We start from the raw sequence: 26,379 nt of genomic DNA on the forward strand, positions 1-26,379 counted from the left end.
TAACCTGAGGTGACCCGACTCACCGAGGAGAGGGGCTCGCCATGCGGATCGCGGATGTGCTGCAGCGGAAGGGCGCGGCCGTTGCCACCGTGTCCCCGGGAACCACGGTCACCGAGCTGCTGGCGGGCCTCGCCCGGCACAACGTCGGGGCCATGGTCGTCGTCGGGCCGGACGGCGGGATCGCCGGGATCGTCTCCGAGCGCGACGTCGTACGTCGGCTGCACGACCACGGACCGGCGATCCTCGCCGGGCCGGTCGCGGACATCATGACCACCCTCGTCGCCAGCTGCGCGCCGGGCGACCCGGTGGACCAGCTCAGCGGCCTGATGACCGAACGGCGGATCCGGCACGTGCCGGTGCTCGACGACGGCCGTCTCGTCGGCATCGTGAGCATCGGCGACGTGGTGAAGATCCGGATGGAGCAGCTGGAGCAGAGCCAGGAGCAGCTGGAGGCTTACATCTCCCAGGGCTGACGCGTCATTCGCGCCAGCCGACCAGCTCGGCGCCCTTCGCGACGTCCACCCGGTAGCCGAGCGAGACGGTCGCGGAGGCCCCGGGCGCGATGGCGAGCCGCCAGGAGAGCTGGCCGAGTTCGGTGTGTTCGGCCGGGTCCGGGCTGGTCCGCAGGTCCCGCACGGTGATCGAGTCGTCTCGCGAGACCGGTGCCTGGTCCAGCACGGTCACGACGGCCTCGCGCGGGCTGTGGTTGGCTACGGTAGTCCGGTATTCGGCTTCGCGGCGGCGCTGGCCGGAGAGCGTCGCTTTGCTGGCGGTTCTCCGGACCAGTTCGCGCTCGACGCGGATCCGGTCGTCGACGCCCAGCGCGAGTTCGCGTTCCTCGCCTGGCGCCCACAGCTCCAGCTGCGTAGTGCCGACGAACTCGGTCTCGTTGAACACCGCGGCGCGGCCGGGCCGGAGGGTGTGGTCGGCGGTGTTGACCACCTTTGCGCGCAGGTACGCCTCCTCGCCTCGCGTCGGTGCGGTGACGTAGTCGAGGTCGGCGGTCAGGTCCAGCTGCGCGAGCGTCGTGCGGTGGCCTTGCGCGCCGGAGGGGATCGCCACCGGCCGGGCTGGCCGGAAGGTGACCGCGGTGGCACCTTGCTCCACCTGAGCGACGAATGACGCGAAGCCGGCTCGGCCGCCCGCGCCTGGGGCGGGTGCCGCCGCACCGTACGCCGCGGCCAGATCGCGGGCCTTCGGCGCGGGCGGTTGCCGGTCCAGGTACCACGGTGCGAGTTCCGGGATCGTGACGGTGTTCGCCGGCCGTGCGGTGGAGAGCGTCAGCTCGCACTCCGGCCAGTCTTCGCCGGTGTGCTGGCTGACCAGACCGTACGAGGTGACTGTGACGTCGGTGCTGCGCACTCGCACGTCGTACCCGGACTCCCAGGATGCACCGGGGACCACATAGGACAGTTCAATTTCGGCGGTGGCAGGTGATTCCAGGTCGACTGCAATGGTGGAGCTGTCCTGTTCGGACTGCGCGCCGCGAGTTTCGATCTGCCGGTCGAGCGCGGCGAGATCATCGCGCAGCTGTGCCAGCCGCGTGGTGCGCGCGCGGCGTTCCTTGAGGGCGGCGGCCAGCTGGGTACTGAGTGCTTCGCTCACTTCTTCGACGCGACTGGGGTTGGCGCTGCCGTCGGCCAACGCCTTAGCGAAGCTATTGCCGCTTCGCCGGGCGAGGCCGGTGAGAAGCTCGACGCGCGCACCTGCGGCGCTCTCGTCGTCCACGACCGCGTCGATCGTCGCCTGATCCGCTTTCCGCTGTTCGACGAGCGCGCGCAGCGTCGCGTCCGCGGGTGCGGCATGTTGCGCGTACTCGACGTCGACGCCGGTGACGAGTGCGTCTCCGGTACCGCTTACGCGCACCGATGCAGCGTCCAGCGAGACGGGCAGTCCGGTGATCTCGATACGTGTGCCGTCAGCTGGCGTGACGTGACAGCGGCGGGTTACGCGCGCTTGTTGGGGATAGACAGTGACCGCGGTGATCGGTGCGTCCATGGCTCCGACGTTAGTCGGTTGACGCGGGCTGTGGTTGCCGGAAGTGTCTGATGGGCTTGCCTGCTTCGTCCGAGTTGGGGGTTCTGGTGCGCGTTGCAACTCGGGTTGCTGCCGTGTTCGTCGCAGTGGCCACTTTGACCGTGCCTTCGATCGCTGAAGCCGCGACGCCGCCCGCGCCGGTCTTCACCGGCGGACAGGCGCAGCCGGTCTTCGACCCGAAAGACGTCGTGCGTGAAGACGTCTGGGTCACCGCGCCGGTCGACAGCGACCACGACGGCAAGCCTGACCTCGTCCACGCGCAGGTAGTGCGTCCGCGCGCGACCGAGCAGGGCATAAAGGTCCCGGTCGTGTACGAGGCGAGCCCGTACTTCGCGGGCGGCAACGACGTAGCGAACCACAACGTCGACACCGAGCTGTACGTGCCGGGTCCGCACGCCGCACCGCCGATCGGGTGGAGCTACCAGGACTACTTCACCGCGCGCGGCTTCGCGGTCGTCTACGGCGAATCGCTCGGCACCGGCCTGTCCACCGGCTGCCCGACCACCGGCGACGTGAACGAGACGATCGGCGCGCGCTCCGTAGTCGACTGGCTCAACGGCCGCGCTGCCGCGCGCAACGAGGCCGGAGCGCCCGTCGCGGCGAGCTGGACCACCGGAAAGACCGGCATGATGGGCGTTTCGTACAACGGCACTCTGCCCAACGCGGTGGCCAGCACCGGAGTCGATGGGCTCGAGACGATCGTGCCGATCGCCGCCATTTCGAACTGGTACGACTACTACCGCAACGACGGTGCGGTCGTCGCGGCCGGCGGCTATCAGGGCGAGGACGCGGACGTCCTCGCCGAATACGTCTACTCGCGGGCTGACCGGAAGATCTGCCGTCCGGTCATCGACGGGCTCACCGCTTCGCAGGACCGAGTGACCGGCGACTACAGCAAGTTCTGGGACGTCCGGAACTACCGCAACGACGTCGGCAAGGTGCACGCGTCGGTCCTCGCGGTGCACGGTCTGAACGACTGGAACGTGAAGACCGAACAGGTCGCGACCTGGTACGAAGCGCTGAAGAAGCACGGCGTCGAGCACAAGATCTGGCTGCACCAGTCCGGCCACGCCGACCCGGTTTCGCTGCGCCGCGACGTCTGGCTCGCAACGCTCAACAAGTGGATGTCGCACTACCTCTACGGCATCGACAACGGCATCGAGCGCGAGCCGAAGGCGACGATCCAGCGCGAGGACAAGTCATGGGTCGACGAGGCCGACTGGCCCGCTCCGGGCACCTCGGACGTCACGGTGCACCCGTGGCCCGGCGGCCGCGCGACCGGCGCTCTCGACCGGCAGCCAGTGCCGGGAAAGCCCGCCGTCGAGACACTGTCCGACGACGCGAGCAAGGCGATCGAACAGCTCTCCGACGCTGCTTCGTCCGGGAACCGCTTGCGCTACCGCACTTCTGCCGCGACCGCGCCGGTGCGGCTGTCCGGCACCGCGAGGGCCGAGCTGCGGCTTTCCTTCGATCGTCCGGCGGCCAACGTGACCGCGGTGCTCCTGGACCGCGCGCCGGACGGCAGTTCGCACGTGATCAGCCGGGGCTGGACGGACCCGCAGAACCGGGTCAGCGCGGCGGTGACCTCGCCGATCACGCCCGGTCAGCGGTACCGCATCGAGGTCTCGCTGATGCCGAAGGACTACGTCCTGGCCGCCGGGCACCGGCTTGAGTTCGTGCTCGCCTCCAGCGACCACGACTTCACGCTGCGACCGCGTCCGGGCACCGGGCTGGCGCTGGACTTGACCGGAACGACAGTGACGCTGCCGATTGTCGGTGGGAAGAAAGCGTTCTACTCGGCGATCCCCGCGCGGTAGGCGAACGCGACAGCTTGCGCACGATCGCGAAGCCCGGCCTTGGAGAGCAGGTGATTGATGTGCGTCTTCACCGTCGCTTCGCTGACCACGAGGGTGCGCGCGATCTCCGTGTTCGACAGCCCGGCCGCGATCAGCCGCAGTACCTCGACCTCGCGCGCAGTGAGTCCTTCGAGTTCCTTCGTCCGCACCGGCGTCCGGCTGGCCGCGGCCGCCACCAGCCGTTGCTGCAACGCGCCATCCACAGTGGACTGTCCGGCCGCGGCGGACTTAAGAGCGCGAGCGATCGCTTCGGCGTCCGCGTCCTTCGTGAGGAACCCGCGCGCGCCCGCCTTGAGCGCGGCGAGCAGGGAGCCGTCGTCGGCGTACGTGGTCAGCACGACGACCTCGGTCCCCGGGTGCTGCGCGCGGACCATCTCGGTGGTCTCGACGCCGTCGCGGTTCGGCATCCGCAGGTCGACGAGCAGCACGTCCGGCTGGTGCTCCGCGACGAGATCGAACGCCTGCACGCCGTCCGCCGCCGCACCGACCACCTCGATGCCGGGCAGCAGCTTGAGCAGCGTGACCAGCCCTTCGCGTACGACGGCCTGATCGTCGGCCAGTACGACGCGCAACGTCACGCCGGCACCGTCAGATGAATCCGCCATCCGTCCTCCCCAGGCCCGCATTCGAGCATCCCGTTCAGCAACGCGACCCGCTCGCTCATGCCCCGCAAACCGTATCCCGGCGCGGGCGGGTCCGGCGGGCGACGGCCTTGTCGGTCGGCGATGGTCAGCTCGACGTCGTTGTCCGCGTACGCGAGTTTGACGTCGACAGCAGCGCCACCAGCGTGTTTACGCGAGTTCGCAAGGGCTTCTTGCACTGCGCGGACGAGCGTCGTGCCGAGCGTCGCGTCCAGGTCACGCGGCTCGCCTTCGATCACCAGGTCGGCACGAGAGCCGGTGTCGAGCCGGTACGCGGCGAGAAGGTCCGACACTGCGCGCTCTACGGGTACGGCATCTTCGCGGAGCGCGGCGACCGCCTTGCGCGCTTCGGCGAGACCGTCCGACGCGAGCCGCTGTGCGCGCTCAATCTGCGCGAGAGACTCTTCGCTGGCACCGTCGCGGACCATCATCAATCGTGCGCCCTGAAGGTTGAGCGCGAGACCGGCGAGAGAGTGCGCGAGTACGTCGTGCAGCTCGCGAGCGATCCGCGTGCGCTCGGCGAGAGCAGCCGCGCGAGCGTGCTCCTCGCTGGCAGTCTGCGCGCGGGCCAGGGCGAGCTCGGTTTGCTCCAGCCGCTCCGCGCGGCCCCGCCGGTTTGCCGCCAACAGGATCATCACGGCGAGGACCCCGAAGAGGGCGAGAGTGTTGAGCAAGTCGAGCGAGTGGACGATCGCCCAGATCGCGACCGCGACCGCCGACGCCCCCAACGCCAGCGACGCCGCGACCCGGCCGCTCACCCGCAAGGTGTAGAAGGCGCCGCCGAACATCGTCGCCGAGGTCCACGCGCCCGACTGGATGATCCAGAGCGTGCCCGCCGCGGCGACGATGACGATCATGACCGTCGGCAGCAGCCAGCGCGGCTGCGACTCTTTGGTGAGCAGGAGCGCGGGCACGGACAGCGCGAGAAGCAGCACGATCAGCGGCCAGGCCACCGGCCGCGCGTGCGGGATCGCGAAGACGGTCGGGATCGCGAGCACGCCCCAGCGCACCCAGTCGGCGCGCTCGAACCGCCGCCGCGCCGCGGCGAACGGTGTGCTCATGGATCCCTCCCCGCGTCCTTGTACGGAAAATGTACTGGCTCGGGCTTGGCTGGGCCGTGTCGGACATTTCGCCCCCACAGGAGGTACGTCCCATGTCCAGGTTGAGACGGCTCGCGGCGGTCGCCGCCGCGGTGGCACTGCCCGCGTGCGGCTTGACGCTGGCCGCCCAGTCGACGGCGTCCGCGGCGCCGAACTTCCAGGTGCCCTTCAAGTGCGGGGTGACCGTCACCGCGGCGACCTTCAGCGGGCACAACCCGGCGAACTCGGTCGACTTCCAGAAGTCCGGCATCACCGGCATGCCGGTGACCGCGTCCGCTCCGGGCACCGTCACCCGCGTCGCGAACGAGGGCAGCACCAGCTACGGCCGCTGGATCGAGCTGGACCATGGCGGCGGCTGGCGGACCCGGTACGCCCACCTGTCCGAGCAGGAAGTGTCGGTGGGCCAGAGCATCGGACAGGGGCAGGAAATCGGCAAGGCGGGCGCGACCGGCGGGGTGACCGGACCGCACCTGCATTTCGAGGAGAACTTGAACGGCGTGACGCAGAAGGCCGTGCTGAACGGCGTCGCTGTCCCGTACTACGGCAAGAAGGACTTCACGAGCAAGAACGGCTGCGGTGGCAACCCGTATTCGGCGACGCAGGTCTGCGGGTCGGGCTTCTCGGTCATCGACCAGCAGGGTCTCGGTTCGGCCGGCACGACGTACCTGCTGTACAACGCGTCCACTAAGGAGAACTGCGTGACGACGCTGAAGGCGACGTCGCTGGGCACGGCCAGCGCGGCGTCGGCCTTCCTGGAAGTGCAGGGCTCGACGCGGGTCACCGACAGCGGGAACTTCACTTATTACGCGGGCCCGGTGAAGAAGGCGGCCGGCGCGAAGTGCGTGCAGTGGGGCGGTTCGGTCGGCTCGTCGGCGTACACGAGCCCGTTCGAACACTGCGGCTGACACTGCGGTTTCTCTCTTAGGTCTGACGGCGGTGCCGGGCGGGGTCCATCCCGTTCCGGCGACGCCGTTTCTTTTGTCCGCTGGGTTTTCCGCCGATGCACACCCCACCGACATTTTCGCCGCCGAGTTCCTTCCGGGCCCCCGTTTTGTCCACAACGTCTTGATGCGTCCACAGATTTGTCCGGGAAGCCGTTTCGGCCCATTTCCGCGGCGCAGAGTGGACGCGTGACCACCTCGACGCAGCCCGGCACGGTCCGGGCCACCCTCCGCAAGCCCGCCGACCTGCTCGCTTCGCTGCCGTACCTGCTCGGTTTCCGCCCCGCCGATTCGCTCGTGCTGCTCGGCAACCGGACGCCGGGGACCTCGATCGGCCTGATCCTGCGCGCGGACCTTCCGCCCCGGGAACTCCAAGCGAGGCAAGCGGACGCGCTGGTGCCGCGGTTCGCCGACTCGGAACACGACGGCGTGACCGCGGTAGTCGTCGGCGGCTCAGCTGACGAAGACGGTCCACCGCACGCCGATTTCGTCGAGGAACTAGAGCGAGCGTTGTCCGAGCATCAGCTGCGCCTGTTCCATGCTCTCTGGGTCCCCTCCATCGACACCGGCGAGCCCTGGGCGTGTTATCGACATGCCGACTGCACCGGAACTCTGCCGGATCCGAAGGAAACCGTCGTCGCAGCCGCGACAACCGAGGCCGGCTTCGTCGTCTTCCCGAGCCGCGACGACCTGGCCGCGGTGCTGGCACCCCGGTCCGCGGATGCCCTGACTCGACGCACGGAGATGCTGGCGTCGTCTCCCGAACCGTTGCGCCTGCCCGGCATGGCTCCCAGCGACGTTTTAGCCGCTGCCGCAATGGAAATCCGAGCCGCCTTCGTGCGCCAGCGCCGGGGAGAAGGCCCGCCCGACGACGATCAGGCACTCTGCCTCGCACATGCTTTGACACTCGCACCGATCCGCGAGGCGTGCCTCGCCCTGGCGGTCCCGGCGCACACGCCGTTGGCGCGCGAAGCCGAGGAGGTGTGGCTGTCTCTGGTGCGGGAACTGCCCGCACCGCACCGTGCGGAAGCCGCGCTGCAACTCGGTTACGTCGCGTTGATGAGGGGAGAGGGAGCGTTGGCCGGGATGGCGCTGGCGAACGCAGTCGAAGCTGACCCCGCCAACCTGGCGGCATGCCTGCTGCACACGGCGTGGAACATCGGGACGGATCCGGCGAAACTGACCGGTCTGGCCAACTCCGACACCGCGGCGGACCTTGGTCTCACGCCGCCTGATTCGGCTCGCGGTACCGCTGGACCGGCGGGCGATCCCGGGGCGGGTGTCGCCGCGCGGGAACGAAGACCGGAACCGCCGTCCGGCTTGAGGTGACCCGGTTCGGCGTTGTTTCTGCCGGTTTGATCCCGTCAGGCTGCCGAGAGTGGTCCATTGTGCTGCGACGGACCTCGATGCGGACGGGGCGGCGGCGAGGACCGAACCTCGCCGCCGCCCCGCGATCGTCAAGCGGCCCGTTCAGGAGCGTCGCGACTGGGTGAACTGCCAGGCATCCGACACGATCCCGTCGAGGTCGGTTCGCTTGGGCGTCCAGCCGAGTTCGGCGTTGGCCTTGTCGCTCGACGCGACCAGCACCGACGGGTCGCCGGCGCGGCGCGGGGCCACCTCGGCGGGGATGGCGTGCCCGGTCACCCGGCGGCACGCCTCCACGACCTCCAGCACGGAGAACCCGGTGCCGCTGCCGAGGTTGTAGATGCGGTGCTCGCCCTCCGTCGCGTGGCGCAGGGCGAGGAGGTGGGCGTCGGCGAGGTCGACGACGTGGATGTAGTCGCGGACCGCGGTTTTGTCCGGCGTCGGGTAGTCGTCGCCGTAGATCGAGATGTGCGCCCGGTCGCCGGTGGCGACCTGCAGGACGAGGGGGATGAGATGGGTTTCGGTGGTGTGCCGTTCGCCGAACGCGCCATAGGCGCCGGCCACGTTGAAGTAGCGCAGGCTCACCGCGGCGATGCCGTGGGCGCGGGAGAAGCTGGTGATCGCGTGGTCGATCGCGAGCTTCGTGGCGCCGTAGGTGTTGGTCGGCTGAGTCGGCGCGGTCTCCTCGATCGGCGACACGTCCGGTTCGCCGTAGGTCGCCGCGGTGGAGGAGAACACCAGGCGCGGCGTGCCGTGCGCTTTCATCGCCTCCAGCAGTCGCAGCGAGGTGACGACATTGCCTTCCCAGTACTTCGCCGGGTCGCTCATCGACTCGCCCACCAGCGACTTCGCCGCGAAGTGCAGCACCCCGTCGAAGCCTTCGCCGAGGAGGTCCGCGGCGACCTCGGCTGCGTCGCCCTCGACGAAGCGCGCCTGCGGGTGCACCGCGTCCGCGTGCCCGGTCGACAGGTCGTCCACCACAGTGACCTGGTGACCGGCCTCGATGAGGCGGGCGGCGCACACGCTGCCCACGTACCCCGCGCCGCCTGTCACGATGAGTTTCAGGGGGCTCTGCTGGTCCGTCACGTCATGGCCTTTCTGCTGAGGGGAGACTGTGCGGCCCAGTCTTCCCTCAGTGCGACGCGACGGAACCTCCGGGGGTTGCTCTGGCGCTCAGGCGCTGTCGCGGCCCGCGCCCCGCGAGGGCACCGCCGTGAACATCCGCGGGCGACGGAAGCCGGCCCGCTCGCACGCGGTTTCGACCGCGGCGCGCACAGTGTCCAGATCCCTCTCGCGGACCAGCGCGATCGCCGAGCCGCCGAACCCGCCGCCGGTCATCCGCGCGCCGAGCGCGCCGGCCGCGCGGGCGGAATCGACCGCGAGGTCCAGTTCCGGCGTGGAGATGCGGTAGTCGTCGCGCATGCTCACGTGCGAAGCGTCGAGATACGGCCCGATCTCGGCGAGCTTCTTCTCCCGCAGCAACGCGACCACGTCCAGCACCCGCTGGTTTTCCGTCACCACGTGGCGGACGAGCGGGACCAGCTCTTCGGGCAGTTGCGCGAGCGCTTCGCCGAGCCCGTCGAGCGAGACGTCGCGCAGCGCTTTCACCCCGAGCAGTTCCGCGGCCCGTTCAGTCCCCGCCCGGCGTGCGCCGTAGCCGCCGTCGGCGTGGGAGTGCTTGGTGCGAGTGTCCATGATCAGCACCTTGAGCCCGGCCTCGCCGAGCGGGAACGGCACCTGTTCCATCTCTCCCGAGCGGACGTCGAGGAACAGCACCCGCGAGTCCTCGCAGCACAACGAGGCGGTCTGGTCGAGCAGTCCGGTGGGGGCGCCGACGAAGTCGTTCTCCGAACGCTGCACCCAGCGCGCGATCTCCGGCCGGGCCGGAGTGGTCGCGGCGCCGTCGTCCAGTTCGACGCCGGCTACGCCGAGCAGCGCCAGCGAGACCGCGCACTCCAGCGCGTGCGAGGAGGAGAGCCCGGCCCCGGAGGGGACATCGCCCGCGACGACGATGTCGGCGCCGTCGGCGAATCCCTGATCGCGCATGACCCACGCCACTCCGGCGGGATAGGCGGCCCAGCCGTCGACTGTGCCCGGTTCGAGCGCGGCGATGTCGTGCGGGCCGGACTGCTGCAGCTGGCCGTCGTCGCCGAGGGTGGCGACCTGGAGCTTGCCGTCGGTGCGCGGGGACGCGGCCGCGGCGAGCCGGTGCGGCAGCGCGAACGGCAGCACGAAACCGTCGTTGTAGTCGGTGTGCTCGCCGATCAGGTTCACCCGGCCGGGTGCGGACCAGATCCCGGCCGGGGCCCGCCCGTGGACGTCCCGGAACGCGCGGGCCGCGTCGGTCGCCGGGGTCACTTGGCGAGCGCCAGCACGGCGTGCAGGGCCGCGGTGGACACCTGCGCGGCACCTTCGGTGCCCTGGACCTCGACCGTGGCACTGCCGCCGGACGCCTTGCCGATCGTGACGATCCCGCCCGGCACGATGCCGACCGTGCGCAGCTCGGTGAGCAGCGACTCGTCCAGCTGGACGTGCTCGGCGATACGGCGGATCTCGACGTCGCCGCCGCCGGTGCGGGCGAACTCGTCCAGGCGGATCAGCCCGTCCTCGGCGCGCGGCGCGGGGTCTCCGTCGCCGAGCTTGTCGAGCCCGGGGATCGGGTTGCCGTAGGGCGAGGTGGTCGGGTGGTCGAGCAGCTTCACCAGCTTGCGCTCGACGGCCTCGCTCATGACGTGCTCCCAGCGGCACGCTTCGTTGTGCACGTGCTCCCATTCCAGGCCGATGACGTCGACGAGGAGGCGTTCGGCGAGGCGGTGCTTGCGCATGACGGCGACCGCGAGCTCGTGCCCGTGGTCGGTCAGCTGCAGGTGCCGGTCGTCGGCCACCACCACCAGGCCGTCGCGTTCCATCCTGGCCACGGTCTGGCTCACCGTGGGCCCGCTCTGCTGCAGGCGCTCCGCGATCCGGGCGCGCAGCGGAACGACCCCTTCCTCTTCGAGTTCGTAGATGGTGCGCAGGTACATCTCGGTGGTGTCGATGAGATCGTTCACGCTGTCCCCTTCGTCCGCGTAGCTCATCGTAGTCGTTGGCCCCGACAGCGACGGCACGCCTCGGCGTAACGACCCGGTGGCGCGGAAAAGTCCGCTCCCGGTGCGCGAACCGCGTCCGGACCTGCAGGATGGGGTCCATGCGACCGTTGATCTCGCCCGCTGAGCTCGCCGCGTTCGAAGACCGCGAGCGCCCCGTCGTGCTGGACGTCCGCTGGCGGCTGGGCGGCCCGCCCGGCGAAGCGTCCTATCGGGACGGACACCTGCCTGGCGCGGTGTTCGTCGACCTGGACACCGCCCTCGCCGCCCCGCCGGGAGAGGGCGGACGGCACCCGCTGCCCGACCCGGACGTGCTGCAAAGCGAGCTGAGGAAAGCCGGCGTGCGCGCGGGCCGAGCGGTGGTCGTGTACGACGACGCGGACGGTTCGATCGCCGCGCGCGCCTGGTGGCTGTTGCGCTGGGCGGGGCACGACCAGGTCGCGGTCCTGGACGGCGGCTACGCAGCGTGGTCGGCAGAGGGCAGGGAAGTGACGACCGAGGTGCCGTCGCCGGAACCAGGCGACATCGAGGTCCGCCCTGGCGGGATGCCGGTGCTGTCCGCGGACGAGGCCGCGGCGTTGGCACGCGAAGGCGTGCTTTTCGACGCGCGGGCGAACGTCCGCTACACCGGCGAGACCGAACCGGTCGACCCGCGCGCCGGCCACATCCCGGGCGCGGTCAACGCGCCGTCGTCAGAACACGCGGGTCCCGACGGCCGTTGGCGCTCGCCCGCCGAACTGGCCGAGCGCTTCGCCGCGCTGGGCCTGGCTGACGGCGTCCAGGCTGGCGCGTACTGCGGCTCCGGGGTGACCGCGTCGTCAGTCGTCCTCGCACTAGAGGTCGCCGGCCGCACCGAACCCGCCGCGCTCTATGCAGGCTCGTGGTCGCACTGGTCCCGAGATCCGGAACGCCCAGCCGCCACCGGCCCCGAACACGGCTGATCCCCCTCCCGCCTCGCCCCAGACCCCCTGCCAGGAACTAAAGGCGGCGCTATGTGCGGTTTCGCCGCGTCTGCCCAGCTTAACGCCTGGCAGCGCCGGATGGCTCATGGCGGGCGACCCGGACGGCGGAGCGGGAGTTGTGCTCCGTGAGGGGCCCGTTGAGGGACTCAGATTCCCTCAACGGGCCCCTCACGGACCTCAGATACGGTCAAACAGGCGTCAATCAGGCATTTCTGCCCAGGTTGGTGTCCTTTCTGGATAGTCAACAGACTGACGCGACCGCAGCTCAAATTCCTGGCATTGCCCCCCGTCTCCGCTCCGCCCCACCCCTCGCCCACCCCTCGCCCACCCCTCGTCCCTCGCCTCGCCCGCTCCTCGCCCGCTCCTCGCCCACCCCTCGTCCCTCGCCTCGCCCGCTCCTCGCCCGCTCCTCGCCCGCCCCTCGCCCGCCCCTCGCCCCTCGCCTCGCCCTCCCCTCACACCTCCCCGCCCCACCCAGCGATTCCCCCCTCACCCGACCACCCCCGCGGGATCGCGTCGGCGTCTGGAGGGAGCGGCGTGACCGGCCCCCGGCCGGGCGCGCCGCTCCCTCCAGACGCCGACTTAAAGGCGATCCCGCGCGCGACGGCGAAGCCGGCGCCATCCAACACAGCGATCCCGCGCGCGACGGCGAAGCCGGCGCCAAAGATTCGGCGCCAAAAACCCGAGCAAAGACACAATCGGCGCGATCGAACTAGAGTGCATCTCATGTCGTCGCCCGCAGTTGTCTGGGATGCCTCGCTGCTGAAGTACGACCTGGGCGGGGCGCATCCGTTCAATCCGGTCCGGCTGGATCTCACCGTTCGGCTGGCGACTGAGCTGGGCGTGCTCGACGGTGTCGAGCTTCTCGTTCCGACCGCGGCTGGTGACGCGGAGTTGCTGCGCGTTCACGTACCGGAGTATCTTGCCGCGGTGCGGGAGGCTCCGCTGGTCGGCTGGGATGTCGGGCATGGTCTCGGGACGGAGGACAACCCGGTGTTTTCCGGGATGCACGACGCGACTGCTCTGGTCGTGGGGTCGACGTTGCTCGCTGCGCGCAAGATCGCGGACGGCGAGGTGCGGCGGGCGGTGAATATCGCGGGCGGGTTGCACCATGCGATGCGTGATCACGCGTCCGGGTTCTGTGTCTACAACGATTGCGCGGTCGCCATTTCCTGGTTGCTGGACCATGGTTTCGACCGGATCGCCTATGTCGACACGGACGTCCATCACGGTGACGGTGTGCAGGCCGCGTTCTACGACGATCCGAGGGTCCTGACCGTCTCGATGCATCAGCATCCGTTCACGCTCTGGCCTGGCACTGGCTATTCCGCGGAGGTCGGCAGGGGCGCGGCGGCCGGCACGTCGGTGAATGTCCCGTTGCCGCCGCATACGCAAGATCCGGGGTGGTTGCGGGCGTTCCACGCGGTGGTGCCGTCGGTGCTGGAGCAGTTCCGGCCGCAATTGCTGGTCACTCAGTGCGGGGTGGATTCGCACGAGGAGGACCCGATGGCGGACTTGTCGTTGTCGGTCGACGGCCATCGCACGATCTACTCGACTCTCCGCGACCTGGCCGAACGGTACGCGGAGGGCCGCTGGCTCGCGGTCGGCGGCGGGGGGTATCAGCTGATCCGGGTGGTGCCCCGGTCGTGGACGCATCTGATGGCCACGGTGCTGGACCGGGACGTGCCGCCGGAGACGGCGTTGCCGCCTGGCTGGGTGTCCACGATCTCCCGGGCCGCGCCGGGGGCCGAGCTGCCCGCGGCGATGACCGACGGCAAGGACACTTCCTTCAAATCCTGGGGCGACGGCGAGGACGACGCGGTGGACATCGCGATCCGCGACACCCGCCGGGCGGTTTTCCCGCTGCACGGCCTCGATCCGGACGATCCGAGGGACTGACTCATGCCCGACCGACCCCGCACGCCTGGAGAAGACTCCGCCGGGACTTCAGCCGGAAGCTCCGGCCCGTCCGGTGCCGACGGCACGCCGGGAGGTTCTGGCGCGGCCGGCTCGGCGCGGTCCGGGGGGCCGGTGAAGTCCGGCGAGACCGCGGCTGGGGATGGCAGGGTGCCGCGGCCCGGTGCCGAAGGCGCCGCTGCCGTCGAGGGCGCGGCGACGGCCGACCCGAACCCGGCCACCTCGGCGGACCCAGCCGACCCGGCCACTTCGGCCAGCCCGGCGAACCTGGCCAGCCCGGCTGACCCAGCGAACCCGGCCACCTCGGCCGACCCAGCCAGCCCGGAACCGTCAGCTGACGAGCGCGATCCCTACGCGTACCCGCGCGACTGGGAAGCCGACGTCGTTCTCTCCGACGGCGGGACCGTCCACTTGCGACCAATTGTGCCCAGCGACGCCGACGGTCTCGTCGCGTTCCACGGCCGTCTTTCCGATCGCACCCGCTATTTCCGGTATTTCGGCGCCTACCCGCGGATCCCGCCGCGGGATCTCGAGCGGTTCTCCACTGTGGACCATCACGACCGGGTCGCCTTCATCGCCTTGCTGGGCGACGACATCGTCGCGGTCGGGCGGTACGAGCGGCTCGGCGAGAAACCGTCCGCGGAGGTCGCGTTCGTCGTCGACGACAAGCATCAGGGGCGCGGGCTCGGGTCGATCCTGCTGGAGCATCTCGCGGCGGCGGCGTCAGAGTGCGGGCTTCGCCGGTTCGTCGCGGAGGTGCTCGCGGAGAACGCGGCCATGGTGCGGGTTTTCCGCGATGCGGGCTATCAGGTCAGCCGCGCGATCGAGGAAGGCGTGCTGCACCTCGAATTCGACATCGACCCGACTGAGGAGTCGCTCGCGGTGGCGCGGTCGCGGGAGCAGGCGGCCGAGGCGCGCAGCGTGCACAACCTGCTCCATCCGCAGACCGTCGCGGTGATCGGGGCGTCCGCGGATCCGACGAAGGTCGGGCACGTCGCGTTCGCCAACCTGCTCGCGGCCGACTTCGCGGGCGCGGTCTATCCGGTCAATCCGGAGCACCGGTCGGTGCGCGGGGTGCGGGCGTATCCGTCTGTGCTCGACATCCCGGACCCGGTCGATCTCGCGCTGGTCGCGGTGCCCGCGGAAGCGGTGGAATCGGTGCTGGACGCGTGCCTGGCGAAGGGCGTCAAGACGCTGGTGATCGTGTCCGGCGGGTTCGCGGAGTCCGGTCCGCTCGGACTGCACGCCGAGCTGCGGCTGGTCGGCGAGGCGCGAGCGCACGGGATGCGCGTGGTCGGCCCGAACGCGCTGGGCGTGCTCAACACGGCGAAGGACGTCCGGCTCAACGCGACGCTCGCGCCGAGGCTGCCCAAGCGCGGGCGGACGGGGTTCTTCTGCCAGTCGGGCGCGCTGGGCACCGCGATTCTCGCCGACGCCGGGTCGCGCGGGCTCGGGTTGTCGACGTTCGTCTCGGCGGGTAACCGGGCGGACGTGTCCGGCAACGATCTCCTGCAGTACTGGGAGACGGATCCAGACACCGATCTCGTGCTCCTGTATCTCGAATCGTTCGGCAATCCGCGCAAGTTCGCCCGGCTCGCGCGGCGGCTGGCGCGGTCGAAGCCGATCGTCGCGGTGAAATCCGGGCGGCACGCGGTGCGGCCGCAGCTGGCGGCGACGTCGGCGGAGGTCGACGAGGCCAGCGTGCAGGCCCTGTTCGAGCAGGCGGGCGTCGTCCGGGTCGATTCGCTGGCGCAGCTGTTCGACACGGCGCTGGTGTTCGCGCATCAGCCGCTGCCTGCCGGGCCGCGGATCGGGATTGTCGGGAACTCCAGCGCGATCGGGCTGCTCGCGGCGGACACCGCGCGGGCGGACGGGCTCCGGCTGGCGTTCGATCCGGTCGACATCGGGCCGCAGGCCGGGCCGGACGAGTTCGCCACCGCGGTGCGGGACGCGCTGGCTTCGCCGGAGACGGACGCGTTGATCGCCGTCTTCGCGCCGCCGGTTGCGATCCCGGGTACTGCGTACGCGCGGGCGTTGCGTGAAGCGGTCATAGAGATGGAGCAGTCGAAGCCGGTCGTATCGACGTTCCTCGCCGCGGAAGGCGTTCCGCACGAGCTGGCCGTGCTGTCCGAAGACGGGGTGCCGACACGGGGGTCGATTCCGTCCTATTCGAGCCCGGAGCGCGCGGTGAACGCGTTGGCGCGCGTCGTGCGGTACGCGGCGTGGCGGCAGCGGCCACAGGGCACGTTGATGCGGCCTGGCGGGCTGCACGTGGAGCACGCGCAGGAGATCGTCCGTGAACTGCTGCCGGAGGACGGCGTCTCGACGCTGTTGTCCGACGAAGACGTGGTGCGGCTGCTTCGCTGCTACGGCGTCGATGTCGTGCCGTTCCGGGTTGCGTCCAGTGAGGCCAGCGCCGTCGCGGCGGCGACTGAGCTGGGCTATCCGGTCGCGCTGAAAGCGGTGGACGAGCGGCTGCGGGGAAGGCCGGACCTCGCGGGCGTACGGCTGGACCTTACGTCTGAAGACGCCGTACGGGTCGCATACCGGGACCTGAAGGCGATATCTGGCGATGAAGACCTGTATGTGCAGCAAATGGCGCCGAAGGGCCTGTCGTGCGCCATCGGTCTGCAGGATGACCCGTCGTTCGGCACGCTCGTCTCGTTCGGGCTGTCGGGCTTGGTGAGCACTCTGCTCGGTGACCGCGCGTACCGGGCCGTCCCGTTGACGGACGTCGACGCGGCGACGCTGATTCGTGAGCCGCGCACGTCGCCGTTGTTGACCGGCTACCGAGGCGACGAGCCGGCGGACCTGGCTGCGTTGCAGGACATGGTGTTGCGGGTGGCAGCGCTGGCTGAAGACAACCCCGAGGTGCGCTCGATGTCGTTGGACCCGATCCTGGCCTCGCCGGACGGTGCGTTCGTCGCGAACGCGAGGCTTGTCCTCGGTGCTCCGCCGACGCGACCCGACACCGGGCCGCGTCGGCTAAGGCACATCACGCCGTTGGACTGACCACTAGTTCGCCGAGGTCCAGCAGTTGCGCGGTAGCGCCGCCGCCAACGAATTCCAGCCGTTTCGCAGCGGCGAAGTAGCGATGCACGGGATGCTCCACGTCGATGCCGACGCCGCCGTGAAGGTGCACGGCGGTGTGCGCGACGCGGTGCCCGGCTTCGGCAGCCCAGTACTTCGCCGTGGCCACCTCGGCGGCTGCGGGCAGTCCTTCGGACAGCCTCCACGCGGCCTGCCACAGCGTCAGCCGTACGGCTTCGACGTCGATGTACGCGTCCGCAAGCCGGTGTCGGACGGCTTGGAAGCTGCCCAGCACCTTGTCGAACTGCTTCCGCTCGCGTGTGTAGCCAGCAGTCAGCTCCAGTGCGCGTTCCAGCACGCCCAACTGCTGCGCGCAAGCACCTAGGGCACCGCGTACGCGAAGCTGTTCGGCGACATCGCCGAGCGCGATGCCAGGAGTGTCCGAGAGCGTGACAAGCGCGGCGTCAGCATGGTCAGTCGTCGCCTGCGCCGCTATCGACACGCCAGGCGCGTCTGCGGCGACGATGTACACGCTGTCCGAAGCTTCGACGAGCAAGGCGTCCGCGAAGGCGGCGAAGGGCACTGCGGTCTGCGTACCGGTGAGGCGGCCGTCCGTCGCGACGAAGGAACCGCCCAACGCGACTGCGAGGACACTCTCGCCGCGAGAGACCGGGAGGAGCCAGCGTTCGGCCAGCAGCGGATCGGTCAGCACTGAACCGGCTTGGACGACGGACGGCAAGTACGGCGCCGGTGCGACCGCACGGCCGATCTCGATCAGCACCGAGCACTGTTCCAGCAAACCGAATCCGCCCCCGCCCACGGCTGTGGGCAGTGCGGCGTCCAGTACGCCGGACCGCGCCAAAACTTTCCATAGTGGAGCGTCGAAGCCACCGGAACCGTGGGGTCCCAACGTGTCCGCGGTGACCTGGTCGGCGAGGATCCGGCGGGTCAGTGCGGAAAGGTCTTGCTGTGCTTCGGTGAGGGAGAAATCCACCGGGACTCCTAACGCGTCACGGGCTGGCCGAGGGCGGTCGCGGCGACGATGTCGCGCTGCACCTCGTTGGTGCCGCCGCCGAAGGTGAGGATCAACGCCGAACGGTGCAGCCGCTCCAGTCGTCCGGACAGCACCGCGCCGGGGGAGCCGTCGCGGACCACGGCGGCCGCGCCGACCACCTCCATCAGCAGCCGGTACGCCTCGATCGCCATTTCGGTGCCGTAGATCTTGGTCGCCGACGCCTCGGCCGGGCCGAGTTCGCTCGCGGCCGCGGCCCAGGCGATCTTCCAGTTCCGCAGCTTCAGGTACTCGGCGTACGCGTGCACTCGCGCGAGGTGCGTCCGGACCCATTCGCGCTCGGCCAGCCCCTCCGCGCGAACCCATTCCGTGACGTCGTGCAGGGCTTTCCGCACCGGCGCGGCCGAGGTCAGCGCGACGCGTTCGTGGTTGAGCTGGTTGGTGATCAGCGGCCAGCCGGCGTTCTCGCCGGCGATCCGCGACGAAACCGGCACCCGGACGTCGTCGTAGTAAGTCGCGCTGGTGCCCGGGCCGGCCACCGTGTGCACCTTCGTCCAGGAGAACCCCGGCGCGGAGGTCGGCACGATCAGGATGGACAGGCCCTTGTGCTTGCGCGCCTCCGGATCGGTGCGCGCGGCCAGCCACACGCAGTCGGCGTACTCGATCAGGCTGGTCCACATCTTCTGCCCGTTGACCACGTACTCGTCGCCGTCGCGCGTCGCACGCGTGCGGAGCGAGGCCAGGTCGGTGCCCGCGCCCGGTTCGGAGTACCCGATCGAGAAGTGCAGCTCGCCGGCAGCGATCTTCGGCAGGTAGAACGCCTTCTGATCCGGGGTGCCGAAGCGCATGATCGTCGGGCCGACCGTGTTCACCGTCAGGAACGGCACCGGCACCCCGGCGGCGGCCGCCTCGTCAGTGAAGATCAGCTGGTCGAGCATGCTTCGGCCCTGGCCGCCGTACTCGCGCGGCCAGCCCAGCGCCAGCCAGCCGTCCTTGCCCAGTTGCCGGACAATCTCCTTATACGCCAAGCCGTCGCCGTACTCGCCGCCGGCCGCGGCGAGGCTCTCCCGCCGCGCCGGGGTCATCAGCTCGGCGAAGTACTCCCGCAGTTCCCCGGCCAGCGCCCGCTGCTCGCTGGTGTAGTCGATCCGCACCCGTCACCTCCGACCCGCCGGTCTCGTTGTGGTGTCGTACCGGGCCCCGGCGGTAAGCTAGAACCTGTTCTAGTTGTACCAGGAGCGGCGGGCAGGAGGAAGCATGGAGGTCAGTGTCGACCGGGAGCTGTGCGAGGCGAACGCGGTCTGCGTCGGGTTCGCGCCGGCGGTCTTCGATCTGGACGACGACGAGAACCTGGTGATCGGGCCGATTCCGGAGGAAGAAGTAGAACGTGTTTCGCAAGCGGTGCTGAGCTGTCCGAAGAATGCCCTGTTCACAACCGGTTGATCGGGGCTTGCTCAATACGAGAACAGATTCTAGTCTGTGGTCCGTCAAGCTGGCTTCGACGAGGAGGCGCGCGGCAGTGCTGAACACGAGCGACGACCGGGCTGGTGCGGTCCGATGACACTCGAGGGCAAGGTCGCGGTCGTCACCGGGGCGGGCGCCGGGCTGGGCCGGGCCGAGGCGCTCGCGCTGGCCCGGGAAGGCGCGTCGGTCGTGGTCAACGACATCGCCGAGGCGACCGAGGTCGTCGCGGCGATCGAAGGCGCCGGCGGGAAGGCGCTCGCGGTGGCCGGGGACGTTTCCGAGTCGAGCACCGCTGCCGAGCTGCTGTCCGCGGCGGTGGACCACTTCGGCGGCCTCGACATCGTGGTGAACAACGCCGGCGTGCTCCGCGACCGGATGCTGTTCTCGATGTCCGACGAGGACTGGGACAAGGTCATCGCGGTGCATCTGCGCGGACACTTCCTGTTGTCCCGCAACGCGGCCCGCTACTGGCGCGAGCGCTCCAAAGTGGAGGGACAGCCGGTATACGGCCGGTTGGTGAACACCGCTTCCGAGGCGTTCCTGGTCGGTTCGCCGGGCCAGCCGAACTACTCCGCGGCCAAGGCCGGGATCGCGGCGCTCACCCTGTCCGCCGCGCGCGGCTTGGCGAAATACGGCGTGCGCGCCAATACGATCTGTCCGCGCGCTCGCACCGCGATGACTTCGGGCGTTTTCGGCGAAGCGCCCGCGGATGGCCTGGATCCGTTGTCTGTCGAGCACGTTGCCCCGTTTGTCGCATTCCTCGCCTCGCCGGAGGCGGACGCGATCAACGGTCAGGTGTTCGTCGTGCACGGCGGCATGGTCGCGCTCCTGCGGCCGCCGTCGGTGGAGCAGCGGTTCGACACCGCGAACGGTTCCTGGACCGCCGGAGAACTCGCCGCGACGGTCGGCGCGCACTTCGCCGATCGCGATCCGGAGCGGATGTTCGCCGCGACCGACCTGCTTTCGCTGCCCTGAACCGGAGGACGCATGACGGGAAACCGGCTGGCCGGCAAGGTCGCCCTGATCACCGGCGCCGCCCGGGGCCAGGGCGCGGCGGCGGCACGTGCTTTCGTGGCGCAAGGCGCGCAGGTGGTGATCGCCGACGTGCTCCGCGCCGAGGGCGAGGAACTCGCCGCCGAACTCGGCGACGCGGCGGTGTTCTGTCCGCTCGACGTGAGCGACGAGGACGCCTGGACGGCCGCGGTGGACCGCACGGTCGCCGCGTTCGGGCCGCCGACGGTGCTGGTCAACAACGCCGGGGTGCTGTACTTTTCGGAGCTCGCGAAGACCCCGCTCGCCGAATACGAGCGGGTCGTGCGGGTGAACCAGATCGGGGCGTTTCTCGGGATGCGGTCGGTCGTTGAACCGATGGCGGGGGCCGGTGGCGGCTCCATCGTCAACGTGTCCTCTGTGGAGGGTTTGGCCGGGATGCCGTTCCTGATCGCCTACACCGCGACCAAGTTCGCGATCCGGGGGATGACCAAGGTCGCCGCGCTGGAGCTGGGCGCGCGCGGGATCCGGGTCAACTCGGTGCACCCCGGCATGATCGACACGAAAATGGTGTCCGACGCGGCCGGCGCGGACGTCGACGTGTCCTGGGTGGGCAAGAAGGTGGCGCTGGGCCGGGTCGGCCGGGCCGACGAGATCGCGCCGCTGCTGGTGTTCCTCGGCAGCGACGAGAGCTCCTACTGCACCGGCGGCGAGTTCGTCGCCGACGGCGGGGCGACAGCGACGCACGCGTTGAAACTATGAGCACTCCGGTGCTGGTGCGCCTAGGGTGACCGCAGGGGGCTGAAGGGACAGGAGTGAACACCGCTAACCGAAATCGGCGAGCGGGGATCGGCAACACTCGGGGGTGACTACTGGGAGGTGTGGTGGGCGGCAGCGGCTCGATCACCCTCCCGGGCACCGCGGCGCTGACTCAGGTCGGCAGACTCGCCACGCTGTCCTGGGAGGTGCTGCGGGCGATTTTCAAGCGTCCGTTCCAGTTTCGCGAATGGATCCAGCAGTGCTGGTTCTTCGCCAGCGTCACCATTCTGCCGACCGCGCTGGTCGCGATCCCGTTCGGCGCGGTCATCGCGCTGCAGCTGGGTTCGCTGACCACGCAGATCGGCGCGCAGTCCTTCACCGGCGCGGCCAGCGCGCTGGCGATCGTGCAGCAGGCGAGCCCGCTGATCACCGCGTTGCTGGTGGCCGGCGCCGGCGGAAGCGCGGTCTGTGCCGACATCGGCGCACGCAAGATCCGCGAGGAAATCGACGCCATGGAAGTGCTCGGCGTGAACCCGGTGCAGCGCCTCGTGGTGCCCCGGGTGCTCGCCGCGATCGTGGTGTCGGTGCTGCTCAACGGCCTGGTCAGCGTGGTCGGCGTACTCGGCGGCTACTTCTTCAACGTGGTCCTGCAAGGCGGCACGCCGGGCGCGTACCTGGCCAGCTTCAACGCGCTCGCGCAGGTGCCGGACCTGTGGATCAGCGAGATCAAGGCATTCCTGTACGGCTTCGTGGCCGGCGTGGTCGCGGCGTTCCGCGGCCTGAATCCGGCGGGCGGGCCGAAGGGCGTCGGCGACGCGGTGAACCAGGCCGTGGTGATCACGTTCCTGTTGCTGTTCCTCATCAACGTCGTGCTGACCGCGGTGTACCTCAAAATCGTCCCGGCGAAGGCGCTCTGACATGACCGCCGAGCCGATCGAGCAGCCGCGCACGTCCGACCGGACGCTGGAGATCATCGCGCGCCCCGGCGCGAGTCTCGAAGGACTCGGCAAGCAACTCTCGTTCTACGGCCGGGCGCTCGCCTGGTCGCCGCGCACGATCCGCCGCTACGGCAGGGAAACCACCCGGCTGCTCACCGAAGTCTGCTTCGGCACCGGCGGTCTCGCGGTGATCGGCGGGACGCTCGGCGTGATGATCGGCATGACCCTGTTCACCGGCCTGATCGTGGGCCTGCAGGGGTATGCCGCGCTGAACCAGCTCGGCACCGCCGCGCTCACCGGGTTCATTTCCGCGTACTTCAACACTCGCGAGGTCGCCCCGCTCTCGGCCGGGCTGGCGTTGTCGGCCACGGTCGGCTGCGGGTTCACCGCACAGCTCGGCGCGATGCGGATCTCCGAAGAGATCGACGCGCTCGAAGTGATGGCCGTGCCGAGCATGCCCTACCTCGTCACCACGCGAGTGCTCGCCGGCGTGGCCGCGGTGATCCCGCTGTACGCGGTGGGCCTGCTGTCCTCGTATCTCGCGTCGCGGCAGATCACCGTCTGGCTCTACGGCCAGTCCGCCGGCACCTACGACCACTACTTCACGCTGTTCCTGCCACCGGAGGACGTGCTCTGGTCGTTCGCCAAGGTGATCGTGTTCAGCGTGCTGGTGATCCTTTCCCATTGCTACTACGGCTATACCGCGTCCGGCGGCCCGGCGGGCGTGGGCGTCGCGGTCGGCCGGGCGGTGCGGACGTCGATCGTGCTGATCTCGGTGCTGGACTTCTTCCTCAGCCTGGCGATCTGGGGCGCGAACACGACAGTGCGGATTTCCGGATGAGCACGCGACGGGAGATCCGCAAACGGCTGCAGTACCAGGTGCTGGGCCTCGTTTTCCTGCTCGTGGCCGGACTGTTCTTCACCTTCACCATCGCCGCGTACCGCAAGGCGTTCACGCCGGTCACCATGGTCAAGCTGGAAACCGACCACGTCGGCAGCCAGCTGCGCGTCGGCGGCGACGTGAAGGTGCGCGGGATGCTGGTCGGCGAGATCCGCGCGGTGCGCTCGGCCGGCGACCACGCCGAGCTCGACCTGGCGCTGCAGCCGGACAAGACCGGGGTGATCCCGGCGAACGTGTCCGCGCGGCTGCTGCCGAAGACGCTCTTCGGCGAGCGGTACGTCGCGCTCCAGCTGCCGGCGCAGCCGCAGGCCCCGATCAAGGCCGGCGACGTGATCCCGCAGGACCGCACCAGCAGCGCGATCGAGCTGGAGCAGGTGCTCGACCACGTCATGCCGCTTTTGCAGGCGGTGCAGCCGGAGAAGCTCGCCAGCACGCTCAACGCGGTGTCCACCGCGCTGGACGGGCGGGGCAAGAAACTCGGCGAAACGCTCGGCCAGCTGTCGGACTACCTCGGCAAGCTCAACCCGTCGCTGCCCGACCTCAAGGCCGACATCACCGGGCTGGCCAACGTTTCCGGCATCTACGACCAGGCCGCGCCGGACGTGCTGCAGGCGCTGTCCGATCTCACCACGGCCACCCAGACCATCGTGCAGAAGCAGCAGGGACTGTCCGATCTGTACGCGGCGGTCACCAACGCCTCCACCGACCTGACGAGCTTCCTGGACGTGAACAAGGACAACCTGATCCGCCTCACCACCGCGGTGCAGCCGACGCTGGACGTGCTCGCGAAGTACGCGCCGGAGTACCCGTGCCTGCTCAAACAGCTGGCCGGTTCGGTGCCGACCGCCGAGCTCGCGTTCGGCAAGGGCACCGCGCATCCGGAGGTCAGCCGCGTGACGATCGAGTTCGCCGCGAGCCGCGGCAAGTACCTGCCCGGCGTCGACGAGCCGAAGTACACCGACAAGCGCGGGCCGCGCTGCTATCCGCAGGTGCCCAAGCCCGGGCACTGGCCGCAGTACCCGCCGGACGGCGCGGTGCAGGACGGGGCGAGCAAGCCCCCGCCGCCGCACCAGCCGGACGGCACGCTGCCCGGCCCGGTCACCGACGGCCCGCTGCCCGGCGGCTCCACCTCGACCGGCGGCAGCGTCGTCGGCTCGGCCGACGAGCAGCGGCTGATCGACCTGCTGGCTTCGCCGACGCTGAACGTTACGCCGGACCAGGTGCCCGGCTGGGCCGGGCTGCTGGTCGGGCCGCTGTATCGCGGATCGGAGGTGGAGCTGAAGTGAGGTCGTTCGTTCCGGCCCTGGTCAAGATCCTCGCCTTCGCGGTGGTCACCGTGCTGCTCACCGGAGTGCTCGCGACGACGATCGCGAATACGAACTTCGGCGCGACCAAGGGCTATCTCGCGAAGTTCACCGACGCGTCCGGCCTGCAGGCGGGCGACGACGTGCGGATCTCCGGCGTGAAGGTCGGCCAGGTCGCGCGGATCGGCGTCGACCAGGGCGAGCAGAACTACGCCGAGGTCCAGTTCGTGGTGGAGTCCGGCTACCAGCTGCCGTCGCTGGCCACCGCCACCATCAAGTACCGGAACCTGGTCGGGCAGCGGTACCTCTCGCTCGGCACCGACGTCAGCACCGGCGGCGTGCTCGCCCCCGGCGACACCATCCCGCCGGAGCGGACCAAGCCGGCACTCAACCTGACCGTGCTGTTCAACGGGTTCAAGCCGCTGTTCCAGGCGCTGAACCCGAAGGAGGTCAACCAGCTCTCCGCCGAGATCGTGCAGGTGTTCCAGGGCGAGGGCGGCACGATCACCAGCCTGCTGTCGCACACCGCGTCGATCACCTCGTCGATCGCGGGCAAGGACAAGGTGATCGGCGAGGTCGTCGACAACCTCAACCAGGTGCTGAACACAGTCAACGCGCGCGGCCCGCAGCTGGGCGACCTGATCGACCAGACCCAGCGGCTGGTGAGCGGGCTGTCCGAACAGCGCAAGCCGATCGGCGACGCGGTGGCCGCGCTCGGCGACCTCACCAACGCCACCGCCGGCCTGCTCTCCGACGCCCGGCCCGTCGTCCAGCAGGATGTCGCGGAGCTCGGGAAGCTCTCGAACAACCTCAACGACGCGCAGCCGCTGATCGAGCATCTGCTGCAGGTGCTGCCGGGCAACCTGGAGAAGTTCACCCGGACCCTCAGCTACGGCAGCTGGTTCAACTACTACCTGTGCGGGATCGAAGGCACCGTCGGGATTTCCTCGCTCGACATCACGCTGCCGCTGGTGCCGGTCCCGGGTACGCAACGCGCGCCGAGGTGCGGACCGTGAAACGACTGAAGGAACGGAACCAGGCCAGCGTCGGCGCGGTGACGCTGGTGCTGCTCGTGCTGGTGACCGCGACGACGTACTTCTCGGACAGCATCCCGATGTTCGGCAACGGGACCACCTATTCCGCCGCGTTCGCCGAGTCCGCCGGGCTCGCGCCGGACAACGAGGTGCAGGTGGCCGGGGTCAAGGTCGGCCAGGTGACGTCGGTGGAACTCGGGCACAAGCAGGTGCTGGTGAAGTTCCGGGTGAAGGGCGTGCGGGTCGGCGACGCGTCCACCGCGTCGATCGAGATCAAGACGCTGCTGGGAGAGAAGTACCTCGCGCTGGACACGAAGGGCGGCGGCACCCAGTCGCCGGACGCCACCATCCCGGTGCAGCGCACCCGTACGCCGTTCCAGCTGCAGGACGCGTTCAACCAGCTGTCCACGACGGTCGGCGACATCGACACCAAACAGCTGGCGCAGAGCTTCACGACGCTTTCGGATTCGCTGAAAGACAGTCCGCAGTACTTGAAGGACACGTTGTCCGGGCTGTCGGCGCTGTCGAAGACGGTGTCCTCGCGGGACGCCGATCTGCACGCGTTGCTGGCCAACACCAGCAAGATCTCGAAGACGCTGTCCGATCGCAACGCCCAGGTGCAGCAAGTCATCGGCGACGGCAACCTGCTGCTTTCCGAGCTGCAGCAACGCCGCGACCAGATCAGCGCACTGCTCAAGGGAACCCAGCAGATCTCGCAGCAGCTGTCCGGTCTGGTCGCGGACAACCGCACCCAGATCGGGCCGACGCTCGCCGCGCTCGGGAAGGTCACCGATGTGCTGCAACGCAATCAGGGCAATCTCGACCGGAGCCTGGCTCTGATGGCCCCGTTCGCGCGGGTCGGCGCGAACGCGACCGGCAACGGGCGCTGGTTCGAGGGGTACCTGTGCGGTCTGCTGCCGCCGACCATCACCGCGGCCGGGCTGTCGATCAACCCGGAGGGCTGCACGCCGCCGATCGCCGCGCCGAACCAGGGGGTGGGCGGACGATGACCGCCGCCGACGTACGTTCTCCCGCGGAGGCG

At 69.7% G+C, this 26,379-nt stretch carries 23 protein-coding genes; 15 read left to right on the forward strand and 8 right to left on the reverse strand.

Annotated features, from left to right (window positions below; genetic code table 11):
- Positions 1–41 precede the first annotated feature (41 nt).
- The gene (locus tag AMYBE_RS0102770) at positions 42–473 is read left to right on the forward strand and encodes a CBS domain-containing protein (protein WP_020657807.1); all 432 of its coding nucleotides are present in this window, start codon (positions 42–44) and stop codon (positions 471–473) included.
- Positions 474–477: 4 nt separating this feature from the next.
- Here the strand turns inward: AMYBE_RS0102770 and AMYBE_RS0102775 are convergent, their stop codons facing one another.
- Positions 478–1,998, reverse strand: a complete 1,521-nt coding sequence (locus AMYBE_RS0102775) for a DUF4139 domain-containing protein (protein ID WP_020657808.1) — start codon at positions 1,996–1,998, stop codon at positions 478–480.
- Between the two features lie 50 nt (positions 1,999–2,048).
- Here AMYBE_RS0102775 and AMYBE_RS0102780 point away from each other — a divergent pair, with 50 nt between their 5' ends.
- Positions 2,049–3,854, forward strand: coding sequence for a Xaa-Pro dipeptidyl-peptidase (locus AMYBE_RS0102780; protein ID WP_084469859.1), 1,806 nt, complete (start codon positions 2,049–2,051; stop codon positions 3,852–3,854).
- On the opposite strand, the gene AMYBE_RS0102785 is transcribed toward AMYBE_RS0102780, so the two are convergent.
- Positions 3,830–4,471 carry a response regulator gene (locus AMYBE_RS0102785; RefSeq protein WP_020657810.1) on the reverse strand — a complete coding sequence of 214 codons (642 nt, stop codon included), beginning with the start codon at positions 4,469–4,471 and terminating at the stop codon, positions 3,830–3,832. The genes AMYBE_RS0102780 and AMYBE_RS0102785 overlap by 25 nt on opposite strands.
- Positions 4,468–5,595 carry a sensor histidine kinase gene (locus AMYBE_RS0102790; protein WP_020657811.1) on the reverse strand — a complete coding sequence of 376 codons (1,128 nt, stop codon included), beginning with the start codon at positions 5,593–5,595 and terminating at the stop codon, positions 4,468–4,470. The genes AMYBE_RS0102785 and AMYBE_RS0102790 overlap by 4 nt, the downstream gene beginning before the upstream one ends.
- A gap of 92 nt (positions 5,596–5,687) precedes the next feature.
- Here AMYBE_RS0102790 and AMYBE_RS0102795 point away from each other — a divergent pair, with 92 nt between their 5' ends.
- Entirely contained in the window at positions 5,688–6,539 is an 852-nt protein-coding gene (locus tag AMYBE_RS0102795; RefSeq protein ID WP_020657812.1) for a M23 family metallopeptidase, read from the forward strand.
- Between the two features lie 225 nt (positions 6,540–6,764).
- Entirely contained in the window at positions 6,765–7,904 is a 1,140-nt protein-coding gene (locus AMYBE_RS0102800; protein WP_020657813.1) for a DUF4192 domain-containing protein, read from the forward strand.
- A gap of 141 nt (positions 7,905–8,045) precedes the next feature.
- Here AMYBE_RS0102800 and galE read toward each other — a convergent pair whose 3' ends face one another.
- The 3 genes from galE to AMYBE_RS0102815 all read right to left on the reverse strand — a co-directional run bounded on the left by galE (position 8,046) and on the right by AMYBE_RS0102815 (position 11,017).
- Positions 8,046–9,026, reverse strand: a complete 981-nt coding sequence (gene galE / locus AMYBE_RS0102805) for a UDP-glucose 4-epimerase GalE (RefSeq protein WP_020657814.1) — start codon at positions 9,024–9,026, stop codon at positions 8,046–8,048.
- A gap of 87 nt (positions 9,027–9,113) precedes the next feature.
- Complete coding sequence (galK, locus tag AMYBE_RS0102810) at positions 9,114–10,298, reverse strand: galactokinase (protein WP_020657815.1); 1,185 nt, start codon at positions 10,296–10,298, stop codon at positions 9,114–9,116.
- Positions 10,295–11,017, reverse strand: coding sequence for an iron-dependent transcriptional repressor DtxR (locus tag AMYBE_RS0102815; RefSeq protein WP_020657816.1), 723 nt, complete (start codon positions 11,015–11,017; stop codon positions 10,295–10,297). Before AMYBE_RS0102815 ends, galK begins: the two co-directional genes overlap by 4 nt.
- Before the next feature lie 110 nt (positions 11,018–11,127).
- Here AMYBE_RS0102815 and AMYBE_RS0102820 point away from each other — a divergent pair, with 110 nt between their 5' ends.
- The 3 genes from AMYBE_RS0102820 to AMYBE_RS0102830 all read left to right on the forward strand — a co-directional run bounded on the left by AMYBE_RS0102820 (position 11,128) and on the right by AMYBE_RS0102830 (position 16,917).
- Entirely contained in the window at positions 11,128–11,967 is an 840-nt protein-coding gene (locus tag AMYBE_RS0102820) for a sulfurtransferase (RefSeq protein WP_020657817.1), read from the forward strand.
- 747 nt (positions 11,968–12,714) lie between these two features.
- The gene (locus AMYBE_RS0102825) at positions 12,715–13,887 is read left to right on the forward strand and encodes an acetoin utilization protein AcuC (RefSeq protein WP_020657818.1); all 1,173 of its coding nucleotides are present in this window, start codon (positions 12,715–12,717) and stop codon (positions 13,885–13,887) included.
- A 168-nt stretch (positions 13,888–14,055) separates the two neighbouring features.
- On the forward strand, positions 14,056–16,917 hold the full coding sequence (locus AMYBE_RS0102830) for a bifunctional acetate--CoA ligase family protein/GNAT family N-acetyltransferase (RefSeq protein ID WP_020657819.1): 2,862 nt from the start codon (positions 14,056–14,058) through the stop codon (positions 16,915–16,917).
- Here the strand turns inward: AMYBE_RS0102830 and AMYBE_RS0102835 are convergent.
- Both AMYBE_RS0102835 and AMYBE_RS0102840 read right to left on the reverse strand, forming a co-directional pair.
- Positions 16,901–17,929, reverse strand: coding sequence for an acyl-CoA dehydrogenase family protein (locus AMYBE_RS0102835; RefSeq protein ID WP_020657820.1), 1,029 nt, complete (start codon positions 17,927–17,929; stop codon positions 16,901–16,903). The two genes, AMYBE_RS0102830 and AMYBE_RS0102835, sit on opposite strands and share 17 nt — an antisense overlap.
- 8 nt (positions 17,930–17,937) lie before the next feature.
- Positions 17,938–19,101: an acyl-CoA dehydrogenase family protein gene (locus AMYBE_RS0102840; protein WP_020657821.1), complete on the reverse strand. Its 1,164-nt coding sequence runs from the start codon at positions 19,099–19,101 to the stop codon at positions 17,938–17,940.
- Between the two features lie 103 nt (positions 19,102–19,204).
- On the opposite strand from AMYBE_RS0102840, the gene AMYBE_RS0102845 reads away from it, so the two are divergent.
- The 8 genes from AMYBE_RS0102845 (at position 19,205) to AMYBE_RS0102880 (ending at position 26,347) form a co-directional block, all read left to right on the forward strand.
- Positions 19,205–19,390 carry a ferredoxin gene (locus tag AMYBE_RS0102845; RefSeq protein ID WP_020657822.1) on the forward strand — a complete coding sequence of 62 codons (186 nt, stop codon included), beginning with the start codon at positions 19,205–19,207 and terminating at the stop codon, positions 19,388–19,390.
- Between the two features lie 114 nt (positions 19,391–19,504).
- Positions 19,505–20,386, forward strand: a complete 882-nt coding sequence (locus AMYBE_RS0102850) for a 3-oxoacyl-ACP reductase (RefSeq protein WP_020657823.1) — start codon at positions 19,505–19,507, stop codon at positions 20,384–20,386.
- 12 nt (positions 20,387–20,398) lie between these two features.
- Positions 20,399–21,163: a glucose 1-dehydrogenase gene (locus AMYBE_RS0102855; RefSeq protein WP_020657824.1), complete on the forward strand. Its 765-nt coding sequence runs from the start codon at positions 20,399–20,401 to the stop codon at positions 21,161–21,163.
- Between the two features lie 119 nt (positions 21,164–21,282).
- Positions 21,283–22,077 carry an MlaE family ABC transporter permease gene (locus AMYBE_RS0102860; RefSeq protein ID WP_020657825.1) on the forward strand — a complete coding sequence of 265 codons (795 nt, stop codon included), beginning with the start codon at positions 21,283–21,285 and terminating at the stop codon, positions 22,075–22,077.
- Position 22,078: 1 nt separating this feature from the next.
- On the forward strand, positions 22,079–22,939 hold the full coding sequence (locus tag AMYBE_RS0102865) for an MlaE family ABC transporter permease (protein WP_020657826.1): 861 nt from the start codon (positions 22,079–22,081) through the stop codon (positions 22,937–22,939).
- Positions 22,936–24,285 (forward strand): MCE family protein, encoded by a 1,350-nt coding sequence (locus tag AMYBE_RS0102870; RefSeq protein WP_020657827.1) that lies wholly within the window; start codon positions 22,936–22,938, stop codon positions 24,283–24,285. Before AMYBE_RS0102865 ends, AMYBE_RS0102870 begins: the two co-directional genes overlap by 4 nt.
- Complete coding sequence (locus AMYBE_RS0102875; protein ID WP_020657828.1) at positions 24,282–25,319, forward strand: MCE family protein; 1,038 nt, start codon at positions 24,282–24,284, stop codon at positions 25,317–25,319. Before AMYBE_RS0102870 ends, AMYBE_RS0102875 begins: the two co-directional genes overlap by 4 nt.
- Positions 25,316–26,347 (forward strand): MCE family protein, encoded by a 1,032-nt coding sequence (locus tag AMYBE_RS0102880; RefSeq protein ID WP_020657829.1) that lies wholly within the window; start codon positions 25,316–25,318, stop codon positions 26,345–26,347. The genes AMYBE_RS0102875 and AMYBE_RS0102880 overlap by 4 nt, the downstream gene beginning before the upstream one ends.
- The last annotated feature ends 32 nt before the right edge of the window (positions 26,348–26,379 follow it).

This window comes from Amycolatopsis benzoatilytica AK 16/65 (assembly GCF_000383915.1).
Classification (GTDB): Bacteria; Actinomycetota; Actinomycetes; order Mycobacteriales; family Pseudonocardiaceae; genus Amycolatopsis; species Amycolatopsis benzoatilytica.

What these genes read in the sequence shown, in the direction of transcription:
- AMYBE_RS0102815 (WP_020657816.1), bottom strand. Translation starts at nt 11,017, where the DNA reads ATGAGCTACGCGGACGAAGGGGACAGCGTGAACGATCTCATCGACACC.
- AMYBE_RS0102850 (WP_020657823.1), top strand. Translation starts at nt 19,505, where the DNA reads ATGACACTCGAGGGCAAGGTCGCGGTCGTCACCGGGGCGGGCGCCGGG.
- AMYBE_RS0102790 (WP_020657811.1), bottom strand. Translation starts at nt 5,595, where the DNA reads ATGAGCACACCGTTCGCCGCGGCGCGGCGGCGGTTCGAGCGCGCCGAC.
- AMYBE_RS0102795 (WP_020657812.1), top strand. Translation starts at nt 5,688, where the DNA reads ATGTCCAGGTTGAGACGGCTCGCGGCGGTCGCCGCCGCGGTGGCACTG.
- AMYBE_RS0102825 (WP_020657818.1), top strand. Translation starts at nt 12,715, where the DNA reads ATGTCGTCGCCCGCAGTTGTCTGGGATGCCTCGCTGCTGAAGTACGAC.
- AMYBE_RS0102870 (WP_020657827.1), top strand. Translation starts at nt 22,936, where the DNA reads ATGAGCACGCGACGGGAGATCCGCAAACGGCTGCAGTACCAGGTGCTG.
- AMYBE_RS0102820 (WP_020657817.1), top strand. Translation starts at nt 11,128, where the DNA reads ATGCGACCGTTGATCTCGCCCGCTGAGCTCGCCGCGTTCGAAGACCGC.
- AMYBE_RS0102780 (WP_084469859.1), top strand. Translation starts at nt 2,049, where the DNA reads ATGGGCTTGCCTGCTTCGTCCGAGTTGGGGGTTCTGGTGCGCGTTGCA.
- AMYBE_RS0102775 (WP_020657808.1), bottom strand. Translation starts at nt 1,998, where the DNA reads ATGGACGCACCGATCACCGCGGTCACTGTCTATCCCCAACAAGCGCGC.
- AMYBE_RS0102770 (WP_020657807.1), top strand. Translation starts at nt 42, where the DNA reads ATGCGGATCGCGGATGTGCTGCAGCGGAAGGGCGCGGCCGTTGCCACC.
- AMYBE_RS0102855 (WP_020657824.1), top strand. Translation starts at nt 20,399, where the DNA reads ATGACGGGAAACCGGCTGGCCGGCAAGGTCGCCCTGATCACCGGCGCC.
- AMYBE_RS0102845 (WP_020657822.1), top strand. Translation starts at nt 19,205, where the DNA reads ATGGAGGTCAGTGTCGACCGGGAGCTGTGCGAGGCGAACGCGGTCTGC.
- AMYBE_RS0102865 (WP_020657826.1), top strand. Translation starts at nt 22,079, where the DNA reads ATGACCGCCGAGCCGATCGAGCAGCCGCGCACGTCCGACCGGACGCTG.